The organism is Chromobacterium sp. Panama, from assembly GCF_003052555.1.
Classification (GTDB): Bacteria; Pseudomonadota; Gammaproteobacteria; order Burkholderiales; family Chromobacteriaceae; genus Chromobacterium.
The window spans coordinates 2,139,004-2,161,224 of sequence record NZ_QARX01000001.1; the positions used below are offsets into that span (position 1 = coordinate 2,139,004).

Sequence of the window (22,221 nt, forward strand, 5' to 3'; positions counted from 1 at the left end):
TTGTTTGCGCAGCGGACGCTGCCAGCGCCCTGCTCGCAAGACTCGTTCGACGCGGCCTCAATAGGCCAGCGGGAAGGCGAAGACGTCTCGCTGATACGTCTCCACCACCACGCTGAACGGCGCGTTGTCGCTGCCGCGGTAGAGCACGGCGCGGTGTTGCAACACTTCCGGCGCGATATCCAGGCCGCCGGCGGCGACGCCCTGGGCCGCGGGCTTCATTTCCCAGCCCGCCGGCAACGGCGACCACAGCAATTTGACTTCCTCGGTTTGCCGGCGGAAGTTCAGCGCCGCCACCGCGCGGCCAAACGGCACGTCGCTGCCGTCCAGTTGGCGGTTCATCTCCGCGCTCAGCTTGGACGGCAAATACCAGTTGTCGGCCTCGGACAACACATGCTCGCCGCAAGCCAGCCGCACCCGGCGGTAGGCGATGCGCTCGTCCGGCCGCGCCTGCAACTGGGCGCGCACTTCCGGACTGGCTTCCTTGTGATCCGCCGGATTGCGCAAGGCGCGAATCTGCGCCGGCGACGCCATCCGGTGATCCGCGCACCATTGCTGCAAGGTGCGGGTGGCGCTGCTATTGCTCAGCAAGGTGGCGTTCAAGGTCTGCAGCAGGGCCAGCGCCTTGACGCGGGTGTCTCGGCCGTCCTGCCAACCGGGATAGGACCAGGCCTCCGCCAAGGCCGGACCGGCGGCCAGCCATAGACAGCCGGCGGCCAAAAGCGTTTTCTTATGCATGGGGATTCCTAAGGAAATCAAGGAGCGGAAAATAATAAAGCAAAAGCTTTAACTTTGATAGCAAGCAGTCGCTGAACAATCCATCATCATTTGTGCGCCGCGCCGCCGGCGTCGCGGTGCGCGCCCAACGCCCGCAGCTGGGCGAGAAAGGCCGGCGACTCGCGTTGCCGCTCCAGCTCCGCCCAGATCCTGCCCGGCAAGCTGGGTTCGCGGTGCGCCAATTGGCGCGACAACATCAGGAAATAAGGCTTTTCTTCCAAGGGCAGCCGGCAGCGCTCTATCGTCTCCGTCAGCTCGGGATGCTCGCGCAGGATCTGCTCCGCCCGCGGCGTCTGCAAGGCCGCTCCGCTCAAGCGCCGCAGGCGCAGCTTTTGCAGAATGGCCAGCGGATCGCGGTTGCTGTCGTCTATCTCCACCTGCTGCTTGCGCAAAAAGAGGCCGATGGAGAAATCGGTCTGCATGCCTATCGGCGCCATGCCGCTGGACAGGCGCGCGCCGTCCCAATCCACCGTGGTGCCCTTGAGCCGATACAAGGAATAACTGGCGCTGTGCAGCCGTTGGCCGGCGTCCGGTCCGCCGTCCGGCAGCATGGGGTACAGCCCCCATTGCGAACGCTCCGGCACGAAGCTGGCGGCGAAAGCGCCGTCCATCTTGCCTTGGCGCAGCATATTGATGCAGCGCCGCCAGGGCATCGGATGCAAATACAGCTCCAGCTTCAAGGCGCTCTGCACATGCTTGATCAGCTGAATGTCCAGCCCGCCGCCGCGGCCGTCCAGCCAGGGATAGGAAGTCTGATCCTCATAGCAGAACGACAAGGGCTCCGCCGCCGCGCCCAGCGGCCACGCCAGCGCCAACACCGCCGCCGCGCGGCTCAATGCCCGCCTCTTCATTGCCTTATCCATGGAGGAACGATGGTTCCGTTATCGCTCATGCCGCGGCCGCATGCCAAGCCGGCTATTTCCGGACCAGCGTCTGTTCCCGCTCCAGCATGTCGAAGATGCCGGGGCGCGCCGGCTCGCCGTCGTAGTACGGCGCGCTTTCCAGCCGCCCCACCTGCTTCAGATGGCGGACCAGCACCTTGCCGCTGTCCGGATAGACGCAGACCTCGTGCGGGTCGTTGACGCCGATGCCGAGGTAGACCAGGTCCTGATCGAAGGGGTTGGCGATTTGATGCGCGACGCCGGTGCCGGCCGGACAGGAAATGCAGTCGCCGGGCCCGATTTCCTGCAGGCTGTCGCCCAGTCGCAGCACGCCGCGCCCGGACAACACATAGAAAATCTCGTCCTCGCGGGCGTGGGAATGAAAGGGGCAGCCCGCATGCCCCGGCGGCAGACGGGTCAGATTGGCGCCCAGCCGGCCGGGCAAGGCGTCCAGCGCCGGCGTCAGCGGATGATAGCTGCCGCCCCACCCTTCGCCCTCCCGGTAGTCCACGGCTTCCACTTGGTCGATATTGACCACATGCGACGGCTTGCTCATCTTGCGCTCCTTAAAACCGCTGACAAAACCCCTGATCCTGCATTGCGCTTCCTGGTCGTACGGCTTGCACTGCCTGCGTCGGCGCGCCTTGGTTCAGGTTTTGGTCCGCGGCTCTTGAATGGTCCGCAGCCGGAAATGTCAGCATCATCCTGCAAATGCGTGCCGTCCGACAAGCGTCAATCCAGGCCGCGCAGCAAATCCGTCATGGTCCGTATGGTTTCGGCGCAGCTTTCCCGTCTGTCGTACTCGTCCTGGCCCGCCGCGCCCATGCTGATCCCGGTCTGGCGGTAGCGCATCGCGCTGGCCACCTTGACCCGGGCCGAGGCATGGAATTCGCGGCAGCCGGTGGCGCGCGCGAGTTCGGCCAGATTGTCCGGCCGCACGCCGCCGCCCGGCATCAGGATCAGCCGCTCGCCCGCCTGGCGGCTCAGCCGGCGGATCAGGGCCGCGCCCGCCAGCGCGTCCGGCGCCTGGCCGGAGCTCAGCAAGCGCCGGCAGCCGCTGGCGATGATCTGTTCCAGCGCCCGCTCGGGATCCCGCGCCATGTCGAAGGCGCGATGGAAGGTGGTCGTCATCGGCCCGGCCAGCTGGACCAGTTCTCGGCTGCGCTCCACGTCCACCTCGCCGTCCGCGGTCAGCAGGCCCAACACCACGCCGTCTGCCCCCAGTTCGCGGCAGGCCAGCACGTCGCGACGCATCACGTCGAACTCCTCGTCCGAATACAGAAAATCGCCGCCGCGCGGACGCACGATCACATGCAGGCCAATGTTCAGCCTCTGCCTCGCCAGCGCAATCATGCCAGGCGACGGCGTGAGCCCGCCGGTTTCCAGGCTGGCGCACAATTCCACCCTGGCCGCGCCGCCCTGCGCGGCGGCCAGGCAAGACGCCAGCGAGCCGGCGCACACTTCCAACTGTCTATCTTGCGACAAAATATCCCCCTTGCTGGGCTGAACGCACCAGGGATTTTGACCCGTTTCGCCGGCCGCGTTAAGCTGCGCGCTCGAGATGACGCAAACGTAAGTCGATATGCTCTATTTTGAAGATTTGAAAGCCGGACAGCTGTTCCACAGCCCCACCCATGTATTGAGCGAGGACGAGCTGATCGGCTTCGCCCGGCAGTATGATCCGCAATACTTCCACACTGATCCGCAGCGCGCGGCGGACAGCCTGTTCGGCGGCCTGGCCGCCAGCGGCTGGCAGACCAGCAGCCTGAGCATGCGGCTGGTGACCCAGACCGAGCTGGGCAAGATGGCCAACGGCTTGATCGGCATGCAGATCGACAAGATGCGTTGGCCCCAGCCCACCCGCGCCGGCGACGCCTTGCGCGTCACCGTGGAGGTGCTGGACAAGCGCCGCTCCAACAGCCAGCCCGGCTTCGGCGTGGTGAAGGTGCGCTGGACCACCGTCAATCAGCGCGACGAGGTGGCGATGCAGCTGGAGTGCTCGATCTGGGCGCAATGCCGCGCCCAGCCGCAAGCAGAAGAAGCGCCGCACCCGGCGGTGCAGCACGCCTGAGCCGCGCCGCCCGGATCAGCGGCGAACCTGGATCAGTTCCGCCCCGCGCAAGGCCTGCAGGGTGTTGCCGCCGGCGTAGCTGATCGAGGACTGCAGGTCTTCCTGCAGTTCGCGCAGCAGCTTGCCGATGCTGCCCTTGTACTCCACAAGGATCTTCTTGCCTTCCACGTTGACGTAGGCGCCCTTGTTGAACTGAGAGGCGCTGCCGAAGTATTCCTTGTAGTGCTTGCCGTTGATCTCGACGATCTCGCCGGCGGATTCGTCGTAGCCGGCGAACAGCGAGCCCGCCATGACCATGCTGGCGCCGCAGGCCAGCGCCTTGGCGATATCGCCGTGCTCGACGATGCCGCCGTCGGCGATCACCGGCACGGACACCGCGGCCACGCAGTCCTGCACCGTGGAAATCATCGGGCGGTGGAAACCGGTCTTGTTCTTGGTGATGCAGACGCGGCCGCCGGCGATGCCGGCCTTGATCGCGTCGCAGCCCCAGCTTTCCAGATCGCGCGCGGCTTCGCCGGTGGCGATGTTGCCGCCGATCAGAAAGGTCTCGGGGAAGGTCTGCTTAATGTGCTGGATCATGCGCTCCGCCTTCACGCACCAGGCGTTGGCGATGTCCAGCGTCATGTATTCAGGAGTGAGGCCGGCCTGCTTGAGCGCGGCCAGCTGTTCCAGCGTGTCGTCGTTGACGCCAACGCTGATGGAGGCGAACAGGCCCTTGTCCTGCATGGCGCGGGTAAAGGCCACCGCGTCCACATTGAAGCGGTGCATGGTGTAGAACCAGTTCCGAGCGGCGAAGAGCTCGCTGGTTTCGGCGCAGACCACCGACTTCATGTTCGACGCGTAAACCGGCATGTCGAAACGGCGCGGGCCGAATTGCACCGAGGTGTCGCACTCCTTGCGGCTGTCCACCACGGTTTTTTTCGGCACCAGGTAAACGTCGCCGTAATTGAGTTCTGTCTTGATCATGCGTGTGCTCCCAAAGCGGAAAAGAGTCAAAAAACAAGGGGCCCCAAACATAAACGGGAGCCCGACGGCTCCCGTTTACAGTGTCCCCTGCGACGCTCTCGTTTGGCTCGCAAGCACTTACCGGCACACCTTACGCCGCAGGTTTCTTCACGTCAAGCGATTTTATTTCAGATCAAGACAAAACATTTCATTTGTCGCACCAGCTGCCGTCCTCCTCGCCCAGCCAGTTGAGCAGAGGCTGCCAGGCCTCGCGGTCGCGCTGCGCGCGCGACGGCGGCAGGTCGAACAGGGACAAGCCGCTGGACGCCGCCTGCACGTAAAGCTGAGTGTCGCGCAGCCAGGTCAGCACCGGCACCTGATGCTCCGCCAGGAATTTCTCCAGTTCGCGCGCGGAGCGGGTGCGCGGGTCCACCCGCATGCCCACCACCGCCATGAAAGCCTTATTCTTGCGGATGGCCTTCTCTTCCAGCAGCTGTTCGAAAAAAGCCTCGCTCGCCCACATGTCGAACGGCGACGGCTGGATGGGCACCAGGATGCGCTCCACCCGGGACACCAGGGCCGCCAGCTTTTTGCCGTGCAGGCCCGCGGCGCTGTCCAGCACCACCACCTCCGTGCCCTTGGGCGGCCGCGCCGCTTCTCCGGCCTTGACCTCCCAGCCGGCGATGGAAGGCAGCGCCGCGTCGCGTTGCGCCAGCCAGCCCAGCGAGGATTGCTGCCGGTCCACATCGCCCAGCATCACGCGCTTGCCGCGCGCGGCGTAATAGCCGGCCAGATTGGTCGCCAAGGTCGATTTGCCGCTGCCGCCCTTGGGGTTGGCCACCAATACCGATTGCACATCCGCCTCCTCTGCCGTTTGCGATGGCCCACTATACCAGAGGGGAAGCGCTTGCCGCAGCCGGGCGATCGGGTTAAGGTCGAAGCCCGGAAAAGGAGTCCGCATGCCGCAAAACTATGACGCCATCCTGTTCGACATGGATGGTTTGATGATAGACACCGAAAGAATTTCCATGGAGTCCTGGCGCCGCGCCGCCGACGAACTGGACATGACGCTCAGCGATCAGCTGCTGCTGGACATGGTGGGCCTGTCCATGCGCCGCTGCACCGAATTCCTCAGTGAAAGGCTGGGCAGCCAGGACGACGCCGTCGCGCTGCAGAATGTGGGCCGCCGGCATTACTGGCAGATGCTGGAACATGAGGAGATTCCGCTGAAGCGCGGCATCGAGGCGCTGCTGGACTGGGCGCGCGGACAAAACCTGCCGCGCGCGGTGGCCACGTCCACCCAGCGTCAGCTGGCGGACATCAAACTGGGCCGCACCGGGCTATCGCGTTATTTCGACACCGTGGTGGCCGGCGACGAAGTCGCCCACACCAAGCCGGCGCCGGACGTCTACCTGGCCGCCGCGCGCAAGCTGGGCGTCGATCCGCTGCGCTGCGTGGTGCTGGAAGACTCGATCTACGGCCTGCACGCCGGCGTCGCCGCCGGCATGCGGGTGATTCTGGTGCCGGACTTGGTCACGCCGCCGGCGGACCAGACCCATCACGCGCTGGCGGTATGCCAGGATCTGCATCAGGCGCTGGAAGTGCTGCAACAGCTGGCCTGATACGAGCGGCTGCGCGTAATGAGGCGCGGCACGGCGAGTTCAGCCGCCTCGCCACGCCTTAACGCGCACCATTGTCAACCGGCGCTCAGCCGTGGCCGCGGATGCGCGCGACCAGCTCGTCGCGCACATCTTCGGCCTGGTCGTTGCCCACCTGGCAGGTGCCGGCCGCCTCGTGGCCGCCGCCGCCGTACTGCAGCATCAGCGCGCCCACATTGGTGCGCGAGCTGCGGTTGATGATGGACTTGCCCACCGCGAACACCGTGTTCTGCCGATTGACGCCCCATAGCTGGTGGATGGAGATATTGCAGTCCGGGAACAGCGCGTAAATCATGAAGCGGTTGGTGGGATGGATCACGTCCTCATGCAGCAGGTTCAACACCACCAGATTGCCGTAGACGCGGGAACAGCGCCGGATCTGCTCCTTGGCCAGCGCCTCGTGCTTGGCGTACAGCTCCACCCGCTCCTGCACGTCCGGCAAGGCCAGGATTTGATCGATGCTGTGGTCGCGGCAATAGCGGATCAAGTCCAGCATCAGCTGGTAATTGCTGATGCGGAACTCCTTGAAGCGCCCCAGGCCGGTGCGCGCGTCCATCAGATAGTTGAGCAGCACCCAGCCGGACGGATGCAGCACTTCCTGCAAGGTGTACTGCGCGGAATCCGCCTTGTCCACCGCCTCCATCATCTCGTCGCTGATATTGGGAAACACCTGCTTGCCGCCAAAGTGCTTGTACACCACCCGCGCCGCCGACGGCGCCTTGGGGTCGATCACGTAATTGTCCGCGCTGGAATTGCGCAGGGTTTCGGAAAGATGGTGGTCGATGACCAGATGCGCCGCCGCCACGTAAGGCAGGTTGGTGGTGATGTCGTTCTCGGTGATCTCCACCTTGCCGTCCTGCATGTCCTTGGGGTGGGCGAACTTGATCTCGTTGATCATATTCAGTTCGTTGAGCAGCACCGCGCACACCAGTCCGTCGAAATCGCTGCGCGTCACCAGGCGATATTGCTGTTGCGACATGAGTTCCCTCTCTCCCTCTTGAAGGGCCGGCGCGGCCCCGCCCGCGCCGTACGGCGCTTCAGTCGGCCGGCGACACCTCCAGCGCGCCGGCCATCCCGTCCGTCAACGCCGCCAGCAAGGCCTCCGCCTCCGCGAGCGGCAGGCTCAGCGTCAAGCTCACCCGCTCGCCGTAAACGGGCGCCGATACCGGCACGCCCAGTTCTTGGCACAAATGGCGCAGCCGCGCCTCGCCGGCGAAATCCACCGTCGCCGCGTAATCGCCGCGCGGCACCACCGCCGTCAGGCTGGCCGCGTCCATCGCGGCGTTGACAGCTTGAGTGTAGGCTCTGACCAAGCCGCCCGCACCCAATTTAATTCCGCCGAAATAACGGACCACCACCGCCAGCACATCGCAAACGTCCTTATGCCGCAACACGTTGTACATCGGCCGCGCCGCGGTGCCGGAAGGCTCGCCGTCGTCGTCCAGCATGGAATCCGCGCCGCACAGCAGCACCGCGCAATAATGGCGCGCGTCCGGCCATTGCGCGCGGATATCCGCCAGCCGCGCCAACGCCTCTTCCCGGCTGCTCACCGGCTGCACGATGCCGATGAAGCGGCTCTTCTTGATTTCGATCTCGGCCTGGGCCGACGCTTGCAAATGGAACATTCCGTCCCTCTGACTGTCCGAAGGAGTGGATTGTACCCCAGCGCCGGCAAAGCGCCCGGGCAAGCACTACAATGGAAACGGGAATGCGCCTTGTTCACCTTAGAGGAGCCAAAGCCATGATCATCCTGCTTGTCGTGCTCGCTTCGCTGCTTGCCGTAGTCTGGTTCATGCTGGACAAATTCTGGCTGGATGAGGAGGAAGAGGCTCGCCTGTCTCATTATCTGCCGGACAAGGATCATGTCTGAGAACCGGTTCAGGGTCTCGCGAGCAAGAGCGAGACCGTAAACCGGTTCTAGGCGTCCGCCTGTTTTTTTGACGGTCGACGCCCGCTCGCTTGTCATTCTGCGGCGATGGCATGAAAATGAGCGCTTCAATTTGACAAGGGCATTGTTTTGCCGCTAACCGCCATCTGGATTGCCAGCGCGCTGATCGCGCTGATCGCCGAGTTCTTTTCCGGCACCTTTTACCTGCTGGTCGTCGCCGTCGCCATGCTGTGCGGCGGCGCTGCCGCTTGGCTGGGCGCGGCCGAGGCCAGCCAATACGTGATCGCCAGCCTTGCCGGCGTGATCGGCGTGGCGCTGGTTTACGCTTACAAGCGCCGTCATCCGTCCGCCGCCGCCCAGCCGCGCGCCGACGATCCCGATCTGGGTCAGCCGGTGCAAATCCTCCACGCCTCCCCCGCCGGCCACGTCCGCGTGCAATACCGCGGCGCGGCCTGGGACGCGTCTCCCGTCGACGGCGCCGCGCTGGAAGCCGGCGCTACCGCCTACATCGTCGGCCGCGACGGCAATCTGCTCAAAATCAGTTCAACCCAACCGGAACAATAAGACCCATGGAACTCCTGCCCCTGATCCTGCTCGCCGCCGTCATCGTCTTCGTGTTCAAATCGCTGGCCGTGGTGCCGCAGCAGAACGCCTACATCGTCGAACGCCTCGGCCGCTATCACGGCACCCTGGCGCCCGGCCTCAACATCATCATTCCCTTCATCGACCGCATCGCCTACAAGCACAGCTTGAAGGAAGTGCCGCTGGACGTGCCCAGCCAGGTCTGCATCACCCGCGACAACACCCAGCTGAAAGTGGACGGCATCCTCTACTTCCAGGTGACCGACGCCCAGCGCGCCTCCTACGGCACCAGCAACTTCATCATCGCCATCACCCAGCTGTCGCAAACCACGCTGCGCTCTGTGATCGGCAAGATGGAGCTGGACAAGACCTTTGAGGAACGCGACGAGATCAACCAGACCGTGGTGGCGGCGCTGGACGAGGCCGCGGTCAACTGGGGCGTGAAAGTGCTGCGCTACGAGATCAAGGACCTGGTGCCGCCGCAGGACATCCTGCACGCGATGCAGGCGCAGATCACCGCGGAACGGGAGAAGCGCGCGCGCATCGCCCAGTCCGAAGGCTTGAAGATGGAGCAGATCAACCTGGCCAACGGCTCGCGCGAAGCGGCGATCCAGAAATCCCAGGGCGAGATGCAGGCCACCATCAACAACTCTGAGGGCGACAAGCAAGCCGCCATCAACAAGGCGCTGGGCGAGGCCGAAGCGCTGCGTCTGGTGGCGGACGCCACCGCCGACGCGATCAAGCGCGTGGCCAGCTCCATCCACACCGAGGGCGGCCTGGAAGCGGTCAACCTGAAAGTGGCCGAACAATACGTGGCCGCCTTCGGCAAACTGGCCAAGGAAAACAACACCATCATCCTGCCGGCCAACGTCGCCGACGTCGGTTCGCTGGTGGCCAGCGCGATGAGCGTGGTCAAGCAGACCCAGGCCCCGCGCTAAAGGCCGCTCCGGCGGCGCCCCGTTCGCGGGCGCCGGCCGGATCAAGAACCCGCACCTCACTCTTCAACCCTTGCCCTGCTTGAATATCCGCCGGGCCGCCCCCATAATCGTGCGCATGAAATTCTTCACCGACCTGTTTCCCGTCGTCCTGTTCTTCGCCACTTACTGGCTGAGCCGCGACATGTTCATCGCCACCGGCGTCGCCATCGCCGCCACCACCTTGCTGGTGGGCTGGACCTGGCTGCGCCACCGCAAGGTGGACACCATGCAGTGGGTCAGCCTGGGCCTGATCGTGGTGCTGGGCGGCGCCACCCTGCTGCTGCACGACAAGCACTTCATCATGTGGAAGCCCACCGTGCTGTACTGGGTGATGGGCGCCGGCCTCCTGATCAGCGACTTCCTGGGCAAGAACGGCCTGAAGCTGATGATGGGCCAGCAGCTGCAATTGCCGGCCCCGGTCTGGCGCAAGCTGACCTGGGCCTGGGTGGGCTTCTTCGCCTTCATGGGCGCGCTCAACCTCTTTGTCGCCTATCGCTTCAGCGAAGACGTCTGGGTCAATTTCAAACTGTTTGGCGGCCTGGGCCTGATGCTGGCCTTCGTCATCGCCCAAAGCCTGTTCCTCGCCAAATACATTGAGGAAAAGAAATAATGCTTTACGCCATCATCGGCCAAGATCATGAAGATTCGCTGCCGCGCCGGCTGGAGGCCCGCCCGGCCCACCTGACGCGCTTGCAGGCGCTGCAGGACGCCGGCCGCCTGGTGCTGGCCGGCCCCTGTCCCGCCATCGACAGCGCCAGCCCCGGCCCGGCCGGTTTCAGCGGCAGCCTGATCGTCGCGGAATTCGAATCGCTGGACGCCGCCCAGGCCTGGGCCGACGCCGATCCCTACGTGGCGGCCGGCGTCTACGCCGACGTCAGCGTCAAACCCTTCCTCAAGGTGTTTCCGCAATGAGCGCCACGGTTGAACTGCTCAGCGCCGCCTTGCAGGCCTTGACGCCGGAACACCTGGACATCCAGGACGACAGCGCCTTGCACGCCGGACACGCCGGCGCGCGCGACGGCGGCGGACATTACACGCTAACCATCGTCAGCGCCCGCTTTCAGGGATTGAGCCGCGTGCATCGCCACCGGCTGATCTACGAAACGCTGGGCGACTTGATGCAAACCAAGGTGCACGCTCTGGCCATCAGAGCGTTCACGCCAGAAGAAATCTGACTTGATTCCATAAGAAGGATAGATACCCCATGAAGCTTTCCCGCATCGCCGCCCTCGCGCTGGCCGCCTCCGTCGCCCTGCCCGCCGCCGCGGAATCCATCGCCGTGGTCAACGGCGCCGCCATCGACAAGAAGGAACTGGACGCGGCCGTCGCCAACATCGTGCAAAGCAGCGGCGGCAAGGCCCAGGACAACCCTGAGCTGCGCGAGCAATTGAAAACCTCGCTGATCACTCGCGAAGTGATTCTGCAGGAAGCGCGCAAGCGCCAGCTGGACAAGCAGCCGCTGTTCACCCAGCGCCTGGACGACATCCGCAATGAAATGCTGCGCGAAGCGCTGTTCGCCGACATCGCCAAACAGGCGCCGGTGACCGACGCTCAGATCAAGGGCGTCTACGACAAGCTCGCCGCCCAGCAGACCGGCAGCAAGGAAGTCCACGCGCGCCAGATCACGCTGAAGAGCGAGGCCGACGCGCAGAAGGCGATCGCCGATCTGAAAAAAGGCGCCAAGTTCGACGAACTGGTGAAGACCCGCTCCATCGACCCCAACGCCAAGCAAAGCAACGGCGAAATGGGCTGGGGCAACCTCAACCGCATGGACCCGCCGCTGGCCGCCGCGCTGAAAGACATCCGCAAAGGCCAGACCAGCGGCAAGCCCTACCAGTCCCCGCTGGGCTGGCATGTGTTCAAGGTGGAAGACATTCGTGACGCCAAGCTTCCGTCGCTGGATGAGGCCAAGCCGCAAATCGGCCGCCAACTGCAAGAAGAAGCCATCGCCAAGGCAGTGGAAGACCTGCGCGCCAAGGCCAAGATCCAATAAACCAACCCATCAGGACATCTAAGAATATGCGTAAAATCTTGCTGACCAGCGCCCTCGTCGCCGCCTTCGCCGGCAGCGCCATCGTGGTTGCCGGCCCGGTCGTCAACGGCCAGGCCATCACCGACGCCCGCATCGACGCCGTGGTCAAGATGATGGAAGCCCAGGGCCAGCCGGCCAACCCGCAAGCGCGCGACATGGTCAAGGATCAACTGGTCACCGCCGAAGTGCTGCGCCAGGAAGCCGTGAAGAAGGGTCTGGACAAGTCGCCGGAATTCGCCGCCGAACTGGCCAATATGCAAGCGATGGCGCTGGCCAACCGCCTGATCAAGGATTATGAAAAGTCCAATCCGGTCAGCGACGCCGACCTGAAAGCCGAATACGACAAGCTGGTGGCCAGCGTGCCGGAAACCAAGCAATACCACGCTCGCCACATTCTGGTGAAGACCGAGGCCGAAGCCAAGGCGGTGATCGACGCGCTGAAGAAAGGCAAGTCTTTCGACAAGCTGGCCAAGGAGAAGTCCCAGGATCCGGGCAGCAAGGACAAGGGCGGCGACCTGGACTGGCAGGAAGCCGGCACCTTCGTGGCGCCGTTCTCCGAAGCCATGACCAAGCTGTCCAAGGGCGAAGTGACCGCCAAGCCGGTGAAGACCGAGTTCGGCTGGCACGTGATCAAGCTGGACGACGCCCGCGTGCAACGCAATGTGCCGGCGCTGGACGACATCCGCCCGCAACTGACCCAGCGCATCATGGGCGGCCGCGTGGAAAAGCTGATCGCCGAGCTGAAAGCCAAGGCGCAAATCCAGAAGTAAGCCGCAAAACGCGGCAAGCCAGAGCAAGCGGACCCCGGTCCGCTTTTTTCATACCCGTCGCATAAGCGCCGCCGCCGCGCCGCGCCCCGGCCCGCCTCGCCGGCGCGCCGCCTCATGCCCATGGTTTTTGCGCGAAGACGCAAAAACGTCTCCAAAAATTTATCCGCTGTCCTATAAGTAATTATTCACTTTTTGATCACTTCATAAATATATTAAATTGGAAGCACCACAATAAAGTCACCACGGGACAAACTGATGAAAAACCTGCGCATTGGACAAAGACTCGCCCTCGCCTTCGGCGCGCTGATCGCCCTGGTGCTGATCATGAGTGTGGTCATGCTCAACGGGCTCTCCTCCATCAGCGACAGCATGGAGGACATCACCGACAACCGGCTGGAATCCTTGCTGATAGTCGCTCAGCTGGATCACCACCTGCAGCAGCAGCGCATCGGCGCACGCGATCTGATCATTGAAACCGATCCGGCCAAGATGGCCGAGATCAAGGCGCAGACCGACCAGACCATCAAGGCCTTCAACAACGCCGAAAAGGCGCTGGAAGACCACTTCACCAAGTTCCCGCCGATACCGGCCACCGCCGCCCTGCTCAAAGACGTGGGCCAGGCCCAGGAGGCGCTGGACGCCCCCACTAAAAAGCTGATGGCGCTGGCGATGGCCAACCAGAACAAGGAGGCGGAAGCCTTCATGGTCGGGGAGCACCGCCCGCTGATCCACCAGCTGGAACAAAAGGTGGAAGCCCTCAGCAAGGCGCTGGCCGACCGCGCCCAGGACAGCCGCAAGGACGCTGAAACCAGCGCCACCGCCGTGCGCGCCACCTCGCTGACCATCACCGCCGTCTGCCTGGGCGCGGCCGTGCTGATAGGCTGGCTGCTGACCCGTTCCATCACCCGCCCGCTGAACAGCGCGGTGGAAGCCGCGCGCGAAGTGGCCGCCGGCAATCTGCGCATCGAGCTGCAGCCGGACGGCAAGGACGAGCCGGCCCAGGTTATCGCCGCGCTGGCCGATATGCGCGAACAACTGGTGAAAGCCATCGGCAACGTCCAGCAAGGCGCGGAAGAAGCCAATAGCGTGGCCGGCCAGCTGTCCGAATCCGCCGATCAGGTGCTGACCGCCTCCCATCAGCAAAGCCAGGCCGCCGCCAGCTCCGCCGCCGCGGTGGAAGAGCTCACCGTCAGCATCAGCCATGTGGCCGAAGCCGCCCAGGAAGTGCGCGAACACGCGCAGACCAGCCTGGTCACCGCCAAGAACGGCACCGCCCAGCTCAGCCTGCTGATCAAGGAAGTCGACAATGTCGAGAAAGCGGTCAACGGCATCGCCGAAGCGGTGAAGAACTTCGTCGCCAACACCCGCAAGATCACCAGCATGACCAGCCAGGTGCGCGACATCGCCGATCAGACCAATCTGCTGGCGCTGAACGCCGCCATCGAAGCCGCGCGCGCCGGCGAACTGGGCCGCGGCTTCGCCGTGGTGGCCGACGAAGTGCGCGTGCTGGCGGAACGCTCGGCGGAATCCGCAAAGGAAATCGATCAGGTCACCCATGTGCTGGGCACCCAGTCGGTGGAACTGGAAGACGCCATCACCAGCAGCCTCGCCTCCCTGAGCAGCAGCCAATCCTTTGTCTCCACCGTTGAAGCCGCCTTGCAAGAAGGCGAACAGGCGGTGGCCAAATCCACCGACAGCACCGGCACCATCGTCAGCGCGGTGCAGGAGCAGAAGCTGGCCAGCACCGAGATTGCCCAGAACATGGAGAAAGTGGCGCAGATGGCCGAGGAAAACACCGCCATCGTCAGCAATGTGGCGGACAGCTCGCGCTCGATGTCCGACATCGCCCAGAACCTGCATCAGGCGGTGCGTTTCTTCCGCATCTGAGCCGCCGGCGCGAGTCAAACATCAAAGCCGCCCTCCCGGGCGGCTTTTCATTTGCGCGCGCTCAGCGGGTTTCAACGCCACCCCGCCGACGCGCAGCTGATCGCAAACAGATGCTCAGATTTTTTCGTCGAAGCTGAACACAGGCGTGCCCTTCTTCAGCACCTCGCCGCGGAAGAAGGCCGGATGCTTGCGGTACATGTACAGCATGAGCAGCAGGCCGACCAAGGCCACCGTCACGCCCAGGATGAACACCAGACCCAGGCCGCCGATATGCGAGCCGCTGCCGAAAGCCGGATCCATGCTGTCCAGCGTGGTGCGGATCAGGGCGACGAACAGCAGGACGCCGCCCAGCCCCGGGCACAGGCCGCGCAACAGGAAATGGCGCGCCGAAGTCAGCGCCTGCTTGCGGAAATACCAGACGCAGGCAAAGGCCGTCAGGCCGTAATAGAAACACACCATCATGCCCAGCGCGGTAATGGTGTCGGACAGCACGTTTTCGCTCAAGACCCGCATCACCGCGTAAAACGCCGAAGCCACCAGCGCGGACACCACGGTGGCGTAAGCCGGCGCCTTGAAGCGAGACTCCACCACCGCGTATCTGGCCGGCAAGGCCTGGTAATGGCCCATCGCCAACATGGTGCGCGCCGGCGACATAAAGGTGGACTGCAGGGAGGCCGCGGAACTGGACATCACCGCCAGCGACAGCAGAATGGCCGCCGGCCCCATCACCGGCCCGGCCAGCGCGGTGAACACATTGGCGGCGATGGCCGGGTTGGCGAGGCCGGTGGCGTCCGTGCCCACGCCGGCGAAGGACACCACCGCCGCGCTGATCAACACATAAGAGCCCACCAGCAGCACCATCACCAGCGTGGCGGCCTTGCCGGACAGATTGGCGCGCTTGTCGCCGGTGGTCTCCTCGCTGATGGTCACCACCGTGTCCCAGCCCCAATAGGCGAAGATGGACACCGCCACCCCGGCGGCGAATTGGGAAAAGCTTTCCACGGCGAAGGGATTGAACCAGCTCCACTCCACCGGAATGGAATACGGATGGCCGCCGTCGGCGGCGGCGCTGAACGCCGCCCATGCGAACCAGGCCAGCACCAGCACCTGGAACGACACCAACACATACTGCACCCGTTTGGTGGATTGCAGGCCGCGACAGGAAATCCAGGTGGCCACCGCCATGAAGCCAAGGCAGGAGACGATGTTCACCGCCGTGTTGTCAGGCAGGGCCGCGATGTCCGGCCGCCCCAGCGCCTGGCCCAAGGCCAGATACATGAAATCCATCGCCACCGCGGCGGTGTTGGACAGCACCAGCACCGTGGACACCACCAGCCCCCAGCCGGCGATCCAGCCTATCCACGGCCCGAAGGCGCGCGTGGCCCAGGTGAAGGACGTCCCGGCGTCCGGCATCTCGCGGTTCAGCTCGCGGTAGCCTATCGCCACCAACAGCATGGGAATGAAGCTGACGAAAAACACCGCCGGCATCTGCTTGCCCACCTGGGAGGCCGCCGGCCCCAGCGAGGCGGTCAGCGTGTACGCCGGCGCGCATACGGAAATGCCGATCACCACCAGCCCGAGAATGCCGATGGAGCCGGCGGGCAAACCCTTGGCGCTCAAGCCTCCCCCGTCCGGGGCCGGCAGCGCGTTGTCAACATTACGCATGGTGCATCTCCTTTGTCCGGGACCGCGTCGCAACGTCGGCCCTCGCCTTGTTATGTGCCCGCGTCGGCGCTCAAGCGCCGTCGCGAATGCGCGCGTCCCGCCGTGTCCGCCGGCCGGTCCCGCTTATGGCAGGACCGCGCGCGTCAGGCGTGGTTGCATGGAGTATGCAGATAATTAACACAAAAACATCAAATGGCAAAAATAATAGACGCCACCAGCGTGGGGCGATATGCTGGCTCGGCAAGATCCGGCCCCGCGCCGGCGCCTTGCGCCAGAGCCGGGCCTACCGGCCGCCGCATAAGAACCTGCTTACGATCTGCCGCGCGTTGGCGATACGGCGCAGGAAATAACCATGCAAAGAGAGAGAGAGAAGGAAGAGAACATGAATACCTGGAAGCACTGTCTGCTCGCGCTCGGCCTCGCCGGCGCCGCCCACGCCCAAGCCAATACCGTCAACGTCTACAACTGGTCCGACTACATCGCTCCCACCACCGTGCCGGCCTTCAGCAAGCAAACCGGCGTCAAGGTCAATTACAGCGTCTACGACAGCATGGAAACCCTGAACGCCAAGCTGATGACCGGCCGCTCCGGCTTCGATCTGGTGGTGCCGTCCAATAATGTGCTGGGCCTGGGCATCAAGGCCGGGCTGTTTCAGCCGCTGGACAAGAGCAAGATCCCCAACTACAAGAACATAGACCCGGCGCTGCTGAAAATGATGGAAGTGTCCGATCCGGGCAATAAATACGCGGTGCCGTATTTCTGGGGCGTGATCACCCTGGGCATCAATGAGGAAAAGGTCAAAAAAGCGCTGGGCGGCAAGCTGCCGGCCAATGAATGGGATCTGCTGTTCAAGCCTGAGTACGTGTCCAAGCTCAAATCCTGCGGCGTCAGCATTCTGGACTCCCCGTCCGAATTCTTCCCGATGGCGCTGCACTACTTCGGCAAGGACCCGGGCAGCACCAAGGAAGCCGACTACCGCGCCATCATGCCGCAGCTCAACGCCATGCGCGCCAGCGTCACCCGCATCTCCTCCTCCGGCTACATCAACGACATGGCCAGCGGCGAAGTCTGCCTGGCCATGGGCTACGGCGGCGACCTCAACATCGCCAAACGCCGCGCCGCGGACGCCAAGAACGGCGTCAAGGTGGTTCCGCTGATGCCCAAACAGGGCGTGGCCATCTGGGTGGACAGCATGGCCATCCCCAAAGACGCCAAGAACGTGGCCAACGCGCTGTCCTTCATCAACTACAGCCTGGAGCCCAAGATCGCCGCGGACAACGCCAATACCGTGACCTTCGCCCCGGGCAGCCTGCCGGCGCGGCAGTTCGTCAACAAACAGTACCTGAACGACCGCTCCATCTTCCCCAATTCCGAAGACCTGAAAAACAGCTTCATTCAGAAGAGCGTGGGCCAGGAAACCCTGCGCATCTACGGCCGTTTCTGGCAAAACTTCAAGCTGGGCCGCAGCTGAAGCCGCGCGGCTCCGCCAAAGCACAACAGCCGCTCAAAGCGGCTGTTGTGCTTTAAAACGCGGTCAGATGTCGGCGCTCAAGCCAGCAACTGACGCAACACATAGGGCAGGATGCCGCCGTGCCGGTAGTAATCCACCTCCACCGGCGTGTCGATGCGCAGCAGCAAGGGCAGTTCGCGTTCGCCGCCGGCAGCGTCTCGGATCAGCAAATGCACCCGCTGCTGCGGCGCGATGCCGTCCTCCAGCCCGCGCAGCTCGAAGGTTTCGTCGCCCTTGAGGCCGGCGGCGCTGTCCCCGTCCAGGAACTGCAGCGGCAACACCCCCATGCCCACCAGATTGGAACGGTGAATGCGCTCGAAGCTCTTGGCCACCACCGCGCGCACGCCCAGCAGGCGCGTGCCCTTGGCCGCCCAGTCCCGGCTGGAGCCGGTGCCGTACTCCTCGCCGGCGAAGATCAGTGTGGGCGTGCCGGCGCGCACATAGCTCATCGCCGCGTCGTAGATGGCCATTTGCTCGCCGTCCGGCTGCAGCAGGGTCAGGCCGCCCTCCACTGGCTTGCCGTCGGCGTCCGGCGCCAGCATCAGGTTGCGGATGCGCACATTGGCGAAAGTGCCGCGCATCATCACCTCGTGATGGCCGCGCCGCGAGCCGTAGCTGTTGAAATCGCCGGGCGAGATGCCCTGCCCCTGCAGATACAGGCCGGCCGGCGAGCTCGGCTTGATCGAACCGGCCGGGCTGATGTGGTCGGTGGTCACCGAATCCCCGAAGATCGCCAAGGCGCGCGCGCCGCGGATCGGCGGCTGCGGCGCGGGCTGCATCGCGAAATCCTGGAAGAACGGCGGTTCGGCGATATAGCTGGACGCCTCCCAGCCGTAGACCTCGCCCGCGCTGGCGGCGATATCGTTCCACAGCGGGTTGCCGCTGGCGAAATCCTGGTACAAGCGGCGATACGTGGTCGCGTCCGTCGCTTGCAGCAAGGCGGCGCCCACTTCCTGCTGGCTGGGCCAGACATCGCGCAGATACACCGGCTTGCCGTCCACGCCGACGCCCAAGGGCTCATGCTCCAGATCGATGTCCACCCGGCCGGCGATGGCGAAGGCCACCACCAGCGGCGGACTCATCAGGAAGTTGGCCTTGATCGCCGGATGAATGCGCGCCTCGAAATTGCGGTTGCCGGACAGCACCGACGCGCAGATCAGATCCTGCCCGCTGACCTCGCTCTCCAGCTGCGGCTCCAGCGGGCCGGCGTTGCCGATGCAGGTGGTGCAGCCGTAGGCGGCCACGCGGAAACCCAGCTGCTCCAGCGGCGCCAGCAAATGCGCCTTGCCCAGGTAGTCGGTCACCACCCGCGAGCCGGGGGCCAGCGAGGTCTTGATGTGGCCGGCCACGCTCAGGCCGCTGGCCACCGCCTTCTGCGCCAGCAGGCCGGCGGCCAGCATCACCCCGGGGTTGGAGGTGTTGGTGCAAGAGGTAATCGCCGCGATCAGCACCGAACCGTGACGCAGCTTGCCGCTGAAGCCGCCGGCGCCCTCCTTGCCGTAACCGCCGGTTTTGGCCGGCTGGTGCAAGAGTTCGTTGAAACGCGTCTTCAAGTCCGGCAGGGCGATGCGGTCCTGCGGCCGGCGCGGGCCGGCCACGCTGGGCGCGACCGTGGCCAGATCCAGCTCCAGCACGCTGCTGTAATCGATTTCGCCCTCCTGCGGCATGCCGAACATTTGCTGCGCCTGGAAATAGCGGCGGAACGCGTCCACTTCCGCCTCGCTGCGGCCGGTGGCGGTCAGATAGGCGGCAGTCTGCTCGTCCGGCGGGAAGAAGCCCATGGTGGCGCCGTACTCCGGCGCCATGTTCGCCAGCGTGGCGCGATCCTGCAGAGTCAGCGAGGCCGCGCCGGCGCCGTAGAACTCCACGAACTTGCCCACCACCTGCGCCTTGCGCAGCATTTCGGTCACGGTCAGCACCAGATCGGTGGCGGTCACGCCCTCGCGCAGCCTGCCCTTCAAATGCACGCCCACCACGTCCGGCGTCAGGAAATACACCGGCTGGCCCAACATGCCGGCCTCCGCCTCGATGCCGCCCACGCCCCAGCCCACCACGCCCAGGCCGTTGATCATGGTGGTGTGCGAATCCGTGCCCACCAGGCTGTCCGGGTAATAGACCCCGCCCTTGCTCAACACTCCGCGCGCCAGATACTCCAGGTTCACCTGGTGGACGATGCCGATGCCCGGCGGCACCACCTTGAAGGTGTCGAAGGCCTGCATCCCCCATTTGATGAAACGGTAGCGTTCCGCGTTGCGGCGGAATTCCAGTTTCATGTTAAGGTCCAAGGCGTTGTTCTCGCGGAAGTGGTCGATCTGCACCGAGTGGTCCACCACCAGGTCCACCGGCACCAGCGGTTCGATGCGCTTGGGCGGCTTGCCGAAGCGCTGGGCCACCGAACGCATCGCTGCCAGATCGCACAGCAGCGGCACGCCGGTGAAATCCTGCAGCACGATGCGCGCCACCACGAAGGGGATCTCCTCGCTGCGCGGCGCCTGCGGCCGCCAGCCGGCCAACTGCCGCACATGCTCCTCGGCTACGCGCTGGCCGTCCAGGTGGCGCAGCAAAGACTCCAGCACGATGCGCAGCGACACCGGCAGCCGGCCGACATCGCCGACGCCCAGCTCCGCCAGCGCCGGCAGCGAATGGAATTGACAGGACTGGCCCGAGGCCAGGGTAAAGGAACGCAAAGTGGATTCGGAACGAAGCGACATGAAGGACTCCTGTTGAAAGCCAAGATGCAAGCTAAGAACCTGTTTACGACCCGCCGCGCCGCGGCGGGATGTTAGACAAAGGCCTTGAAACCCGCTTCGAAACGCTCATGCGCCACCTGCGCATTTGCTTTCTCAGCGGTTTTCGCCTGGTCTCGCGGGATCGTAAACACGCACTCAAGGGCGAAAACCATGGGAGCGCCTCGACAAGCGGTCTGTCCGAGGCGCTCCGCCTCATGTTCAGACCGGGAAAAGGGTCAATGGTTCAGCCCTTAACTTGCATTTAGCATACAATCGAAACCTCATTCCCGTGCGAAAGGCATGCCATGACACACAGAATAGAACACGATTCCTTCGGCGACATCGAAGTCCCCGCCAACGCGCTGTGGGGCGCGCAGACCCAGCGCTCGCTCGGCCACTTCGCCATCTCCAGCGAAACCATGCCGCCGGAACTGATCCTGGCGCTGGCCCAGGTCAAACGCGCCGCCGCGCTGGCCAACCGCGAACTGGGCAAACTGCCGGCGAACAAGGCCGACGCCGTCGTCGCCGCCGCCGACGAAGTCCTGGCCGGCAAACATCCGGACGCCTTCCCGCTGTCGGTCTGGCAAACCGGCTCCGGCACTCAGAGCAATATGAATATGAACGAGGTGCTGGCCAACCGCGCGTCCGAACTGCTGGGCGGCGAGCGCGGCCCGGGCCGGCTCGTCCACCCCAACGACGACGTCAACCGCGGCCAGTCCTCCAACGACATCTACCCCACCGCCATGCACGTGGCCGCCGCGCGCGCGGTGCACGACAGGCTGCTGCCGGCGCTGGGCCGGCTGCGCGCCGCGCTGACGGACAAGGCGGCCGCCTTCGCCGACATCGTCAAGATAGGCCGCACCCATTTGCAGGACGCCACTCCGCTGACCCTGGGCCAGGAGCTGTCCGGCTGGGTGGACCAGTTGGAGCAAGCCGAACACGCCGTCCGCGCCGCGCTGCCCGGCCTCTACCAGCTGGCCGTGGGCGGCACCGCCGTCGGCACCGGCCTCAACACCCATCCGGAGTTCGGCCCGCGCGTGGCCGCGGAGCTCAATCGCGCCTGCGGCCTGCCCTTCGCCAGCGCCGGCAACAAGTTCGCCGCGCTGGCCGGCCACGACGCGCTGGTTCACTCCCACGGCGCGCTCAAGCAACTGGCCACGGCGCTGATCAAGATCGCCAACGACATCCGCTGGCTGGCCTCCGGCCCGCGCAGCGGCCTGGGCGAATTGCTGATCCCGGAAAACGAGCCGGGCAGCTCCATCATGCCGGGCAAGGTCAACCCCACTCAGTGCGAGGCGATGACCATGTTGTGCTGCCAGGTGCTGGGCAACGACGTGGCGCTGTCCATCGGCGCCGCCTCCGGCAATTTTGAATTGAACGTGTTCAAGCCGCTGATCGTCCACAACTTCCTGCAAAGCGCGCGCCTGCTGTCAGACGGCATGGACAGCCTCAACCATCATTGCGTGCGCGGCATGCAGGCCAACCGCCCGCGCATCGAGCAATTGCTGGAGCAATCGCTGATGCTGGTCACCGCGCTCAACCCGCACATCGGCTACGACAAGGCCGCCGCCATCGCCAAGCTGGCCCACGCCAACGGCGGCACCCTCAAGCAGGCGGCGCTGGAGCTGGGTTATGTGACGGCGGAGCAGTTTGATCAGTGGGTGGATCCGAAGGCGATGATCTAAGCTCTTTTTCAGTGCGCTGAACCTGGTTTGGCGCACAGAAAACCGCGCATCCTGGCTGCCCCAGGCCTCTGCGACAGACCTCCGCGCGGGATCGCTACGCTCCACCCACCCTACCCATGGCAAACCGCCGCGCGTAGGGAGGGAGGAGCCATAAGCGATACCCGCCA

23 protein-coding genes are annotated in these 22,221 nt (G+C 64.6%); 13 read left to right on the top strand and 10 right to left on the bottom strand.

Annotated features, from left to right (window positions below):
• Positions 1–57 precede the first annotated feature (57 nt).
• The 4 genes from DB032_RS09610 to DB032_RS09625 form a co-directional block, all read right to left on the bottom strand.
• Complete coding sequence (locus DB032_RS09610) at positions 58–735, bottom strand: hypothetical protein (protein ID WP_107799281.1); 678 nt, start codon at positions 733–735, stop codon at positions 58–60.
• An 86-nt stretch (positions 736–821) separates the two neighbouring features.
• Positions 822–1,625, bottom strand: coding sequence for a transporter substrate-binding domain-containing protein (locus tag DB032_RS09615; protein WP_158274274.1), 804 nt, complete (start codon positions 1,623–1,625; stop codon positions 822–824).
• Between the two features lie 64 nt (positions 1,626–1,689).
• Entirely contained in the window at positions 1,690–2,211 is a 522-nt protein-coding gene (locus DB032_RS09620) for a cupin domain-containing protein (protein ID WP_107799283.1), read from the bottom strand.
• 176 nt (positions 2,212–2,387) lie between these two features.
• Positions 2,388–3,140, bottom strand: a complete 753-nt coding sequence (locus DB032_RS09625) for a copper homeostasis protein CutC (RefSeq protein ID WP_107799284.1) — start codon at positions 3,138–3,140, stop codon at positions 2,388–2,390.
• Between the two features lie 97 nt (positions 3,141–3,237).
• Between DB032_RS09625 and DB032_RS09630 the strand changes: the two genes are divergently transcribed.
• Positions 3,238–3,726: a MaoC family dehydratase gene (locus DB032_RS09630; RefSeq protein ID WP_107799285.1), complete on the top strand. Its 489-nt coding sequence runs from the start codon at positions 3,238–3,240 to the stop codon at positions 3,724–3,726.
• A 15-nt stretch (positions 3,727–3,741) separates the two neighbouring features.
• Here DB032_RS09630 and DB032_RS09635 read toward each other — a convergent pair whose 3' ends face one another.
• Both DB032_RS09635 and DB032_RS09640 read right to left on the bottom strand, forming a co-directional pair.
• The gene (locus tag DB032_RS09635) at positions 3,742–4,692 is read right to left on the bottom strand and encodes a GMP reductase (protein ID WP_107799286.1); all 951 of its coding nucleotides are present in this window, start codon (positions 4,690–4,692) and stop codon (positions 3,742–3,744) included.
• A gap of 187 nt (positions 4,693–4,879) precedes the next feature.
• Positions 4,880–5,527, bottom strand: a complete 648-nt coding sequence (locus DB032_RS09640; RefSeq protein ID WP_227108134.1) for a ParA family protein — start codon at positions 5,525–5,527, stop codon at positions 4,880–4,882.
• A gap of 103 nt (positions 5,528–5,630) precedes the next feature.
• Between DB032_RS09640 and DB032_RS09645 the strand changes: the two genes are divergently transcribed.
• Entirely contained in the window at positions 5,631–6,293 is a 663-nt protein-coding gene (locus DB032_RS09645) for an HAD family phosphatase (RefSeq protein ID WP_107799288.1), read from the top strand.
• An 85-nt stretch (positions 6,294–6,378) separates the two neighbouring features.
• On the opposite strand, the gene DB032_RS09650 is transcribed toward DB032_RS09645, so the two are convergent.
• Complete coding sequence (locus tag DB032_RS09650; RefSeq protein ID WP_107799289.1) at positions 6,379–7,308, bottom strand: exopolyphosphatase; 930 nt, start codon at positions 7,306–7,308, stop codon at positions 6,379–6,381.
• 58 nt (positions 7,309–7,366) lie between these two features.
• The gene (locus DB032_RS09655; RefSeq protein ID WP_107799290.1) at positions 7,367–7,954 is read right to left on the bottom strand and encodes a YigZ family protein; all 588 of its coding nucleotides are present in this window, start codon (positions 7,952–7,954) and stop codon (positions 7,367–7,369) included.
• 116 nt (positions 7,955–8,070) lie between these two features.
• Between DB032_RS09655 and DB032_RS24755 the strand changes: the two genes are divergently transcribed.
• The 9 genes from DB032_RS24755 (at position 8,071) to DB032_RS09695 (ending at position 14,465) form a co-directional block, all read left to right on the top strand.
• Complete coding sequence (locus DB032_RS24755) at positions 8,071–8,199, top strand: hypothetical protein (RefSeq protein ID WP_255411645.1); 129 nt, start codon at positions 8,071–8,073, stop codon at positions 8,197–8,199.
• 147 nt (positions 8,200–8,346) lie between these two features.
• Entirely contained in the window at positions 8,347–8,781 is a 435-nt protein-coding gene (locus DB032_RS09660) for an NfeD family protein (protein WP_107799291.1), read from the top strand.
• Positions 8,782–8,786: 5 nt separating this feature from the next.
• Positions 8,787–9,737, top strand: a complete 951-nt coding sequence (locus DB032_RS09665) for an SPFH domain-containing protein (protein ID WP_107799292.1) — start codon at positions 8,787–8,789, stop codon at positions 9,735–9,737.
• Between the two features lie 115 nt (positions 9,738–9,852).
• Positions 9,853–10,386 (top strand): septation protein A, encoded by a 534-nt coding sequence (locus DB032_RS09670; protein WP_107799293.1) that lies wholly within the window; start codon positions 9,853–9,855, stop codon positions 10,384–10,386.
• A complete protein-coding gene (locus DB032_RS09675) occupies positions 10,386–10,688 on the top strand; it encodes a YciI family protein (RefSeq protein WP_107799294.1) in 303 nt (100 codons plus the stop codon). Before DB032_RS09670 ends, DB032_RS09675 begins: the two co-directional genes overlap by 1 nt.
• Complete coding sequence (locus DB032_RS09680; RefSeq protein WP_081544784.1) at positions 10,685–10,951, top strand: BolA family transcriptional regulator; 267 nt, start codon at positions 10,685–10,687, stop codon at positions 10,949–10,951. The genes DB032_RS09675 and DB032_RS09680 overlap by 4 nt, the downstream gene beginning before the upstream one ends.
• Before the next feature lie 29 nt (positions 10,952–10,980).
• On the top strand, positions 10,981–11,769 hold the full coding sequence (locus tag DB032_RS09685; RefSeq protein WP_107799295.1) for a peptidyl-prolyl cis-trans isomerase: 789 nt from the start codon (positions 10,981–10,983) through the stop codon (positions 11,767–11,769).
• 26 nt (positions 11,770–11,795) lie between these two features.
• Positions 11,796–12,578, top strand: a complete 783-nt coding sequence (locus tag DB032_RS09690) for a peptidylprolyl isomerase (protein ID WP_107799296.1) — start codon at positions 11,796–11,798, stop codon at positions 12,576–12,578.
• A 255-nt stretch (positions 12,579–12,833) separates the two neighbouring features.
• Entirely contained in the window at positions 12,834–14,465 is a 1,632-nt protein-coding gene (locus tag DB032_RS09695) for a methyl-accepting chemotaxis protein (RefSeq protein ID WP_107799297.1), read from the top strand.
• Positions 14,466–14,579: 114 nt separating this feature from the next.
• Here DB032_RS09695 and DB032_RS09700 read toward each other — a convergent pair whose 3' ends face one another.
• Positions 14,580–16,130 (bottom strand): APC family permease, encoded by a 1,551-nt coding sequence (locus DB032_RS09700; protein WP_107799298.1) that lies wholly within the window; start codon positions 16,128–16,130, stop codon positions 14,580–14,582.
• 352 nt (positions 16,131–16,482) lie between these two features.
• On the opposite strand from DB032_RS09700, the gene DB032_RS09705 reads away from it, so the two are divergent.
• Positions 16,483–17,601: a polyamine ABC transporter substrate-binding protein gene (locus DB032_RS09705; RefSeq protein ID WP_233246672.1), complete on the top strand. Its 1,119-nt coding sequence runs from the start codon at positions 16,483–16,485 to the stop codon at positions 17,599–17,601.
• 77 nt (positions 17,602–17,678) lie between these two features.
• On the opposite strand, the gene acnA is transcribed toward DB032_RS09705, so the two are convergent.
• Complete coding sequence (gene acnA, locus DB032_RS09710; protein ID WP_107799300.1) at positions 17,679–20,351, bottom strand: aconitate hydratase AcnA; 2,673 nt, start codon at positions 20,349–20,351, stop codon at positions 17,679–17,681.
• 323 nt (positions 20,352–20,674) lie between these two features.
• Between acnA and fumC the strand changes: the two genes are divergently transcribed.
• Positions 20,675–22,054 (top strand): class II fumarate hydratase, encoded by a 1,380-nt coding sequence (gene fumC, locus DB032_RS09715; RefSeq protein WP_107799301.1) that lies wholly within the window; start codon positions 20,675–20,677, stop codon positions 22,052–22,054.
• Positions 22,055–22,221: the final 167 nt, after the last annotated feature.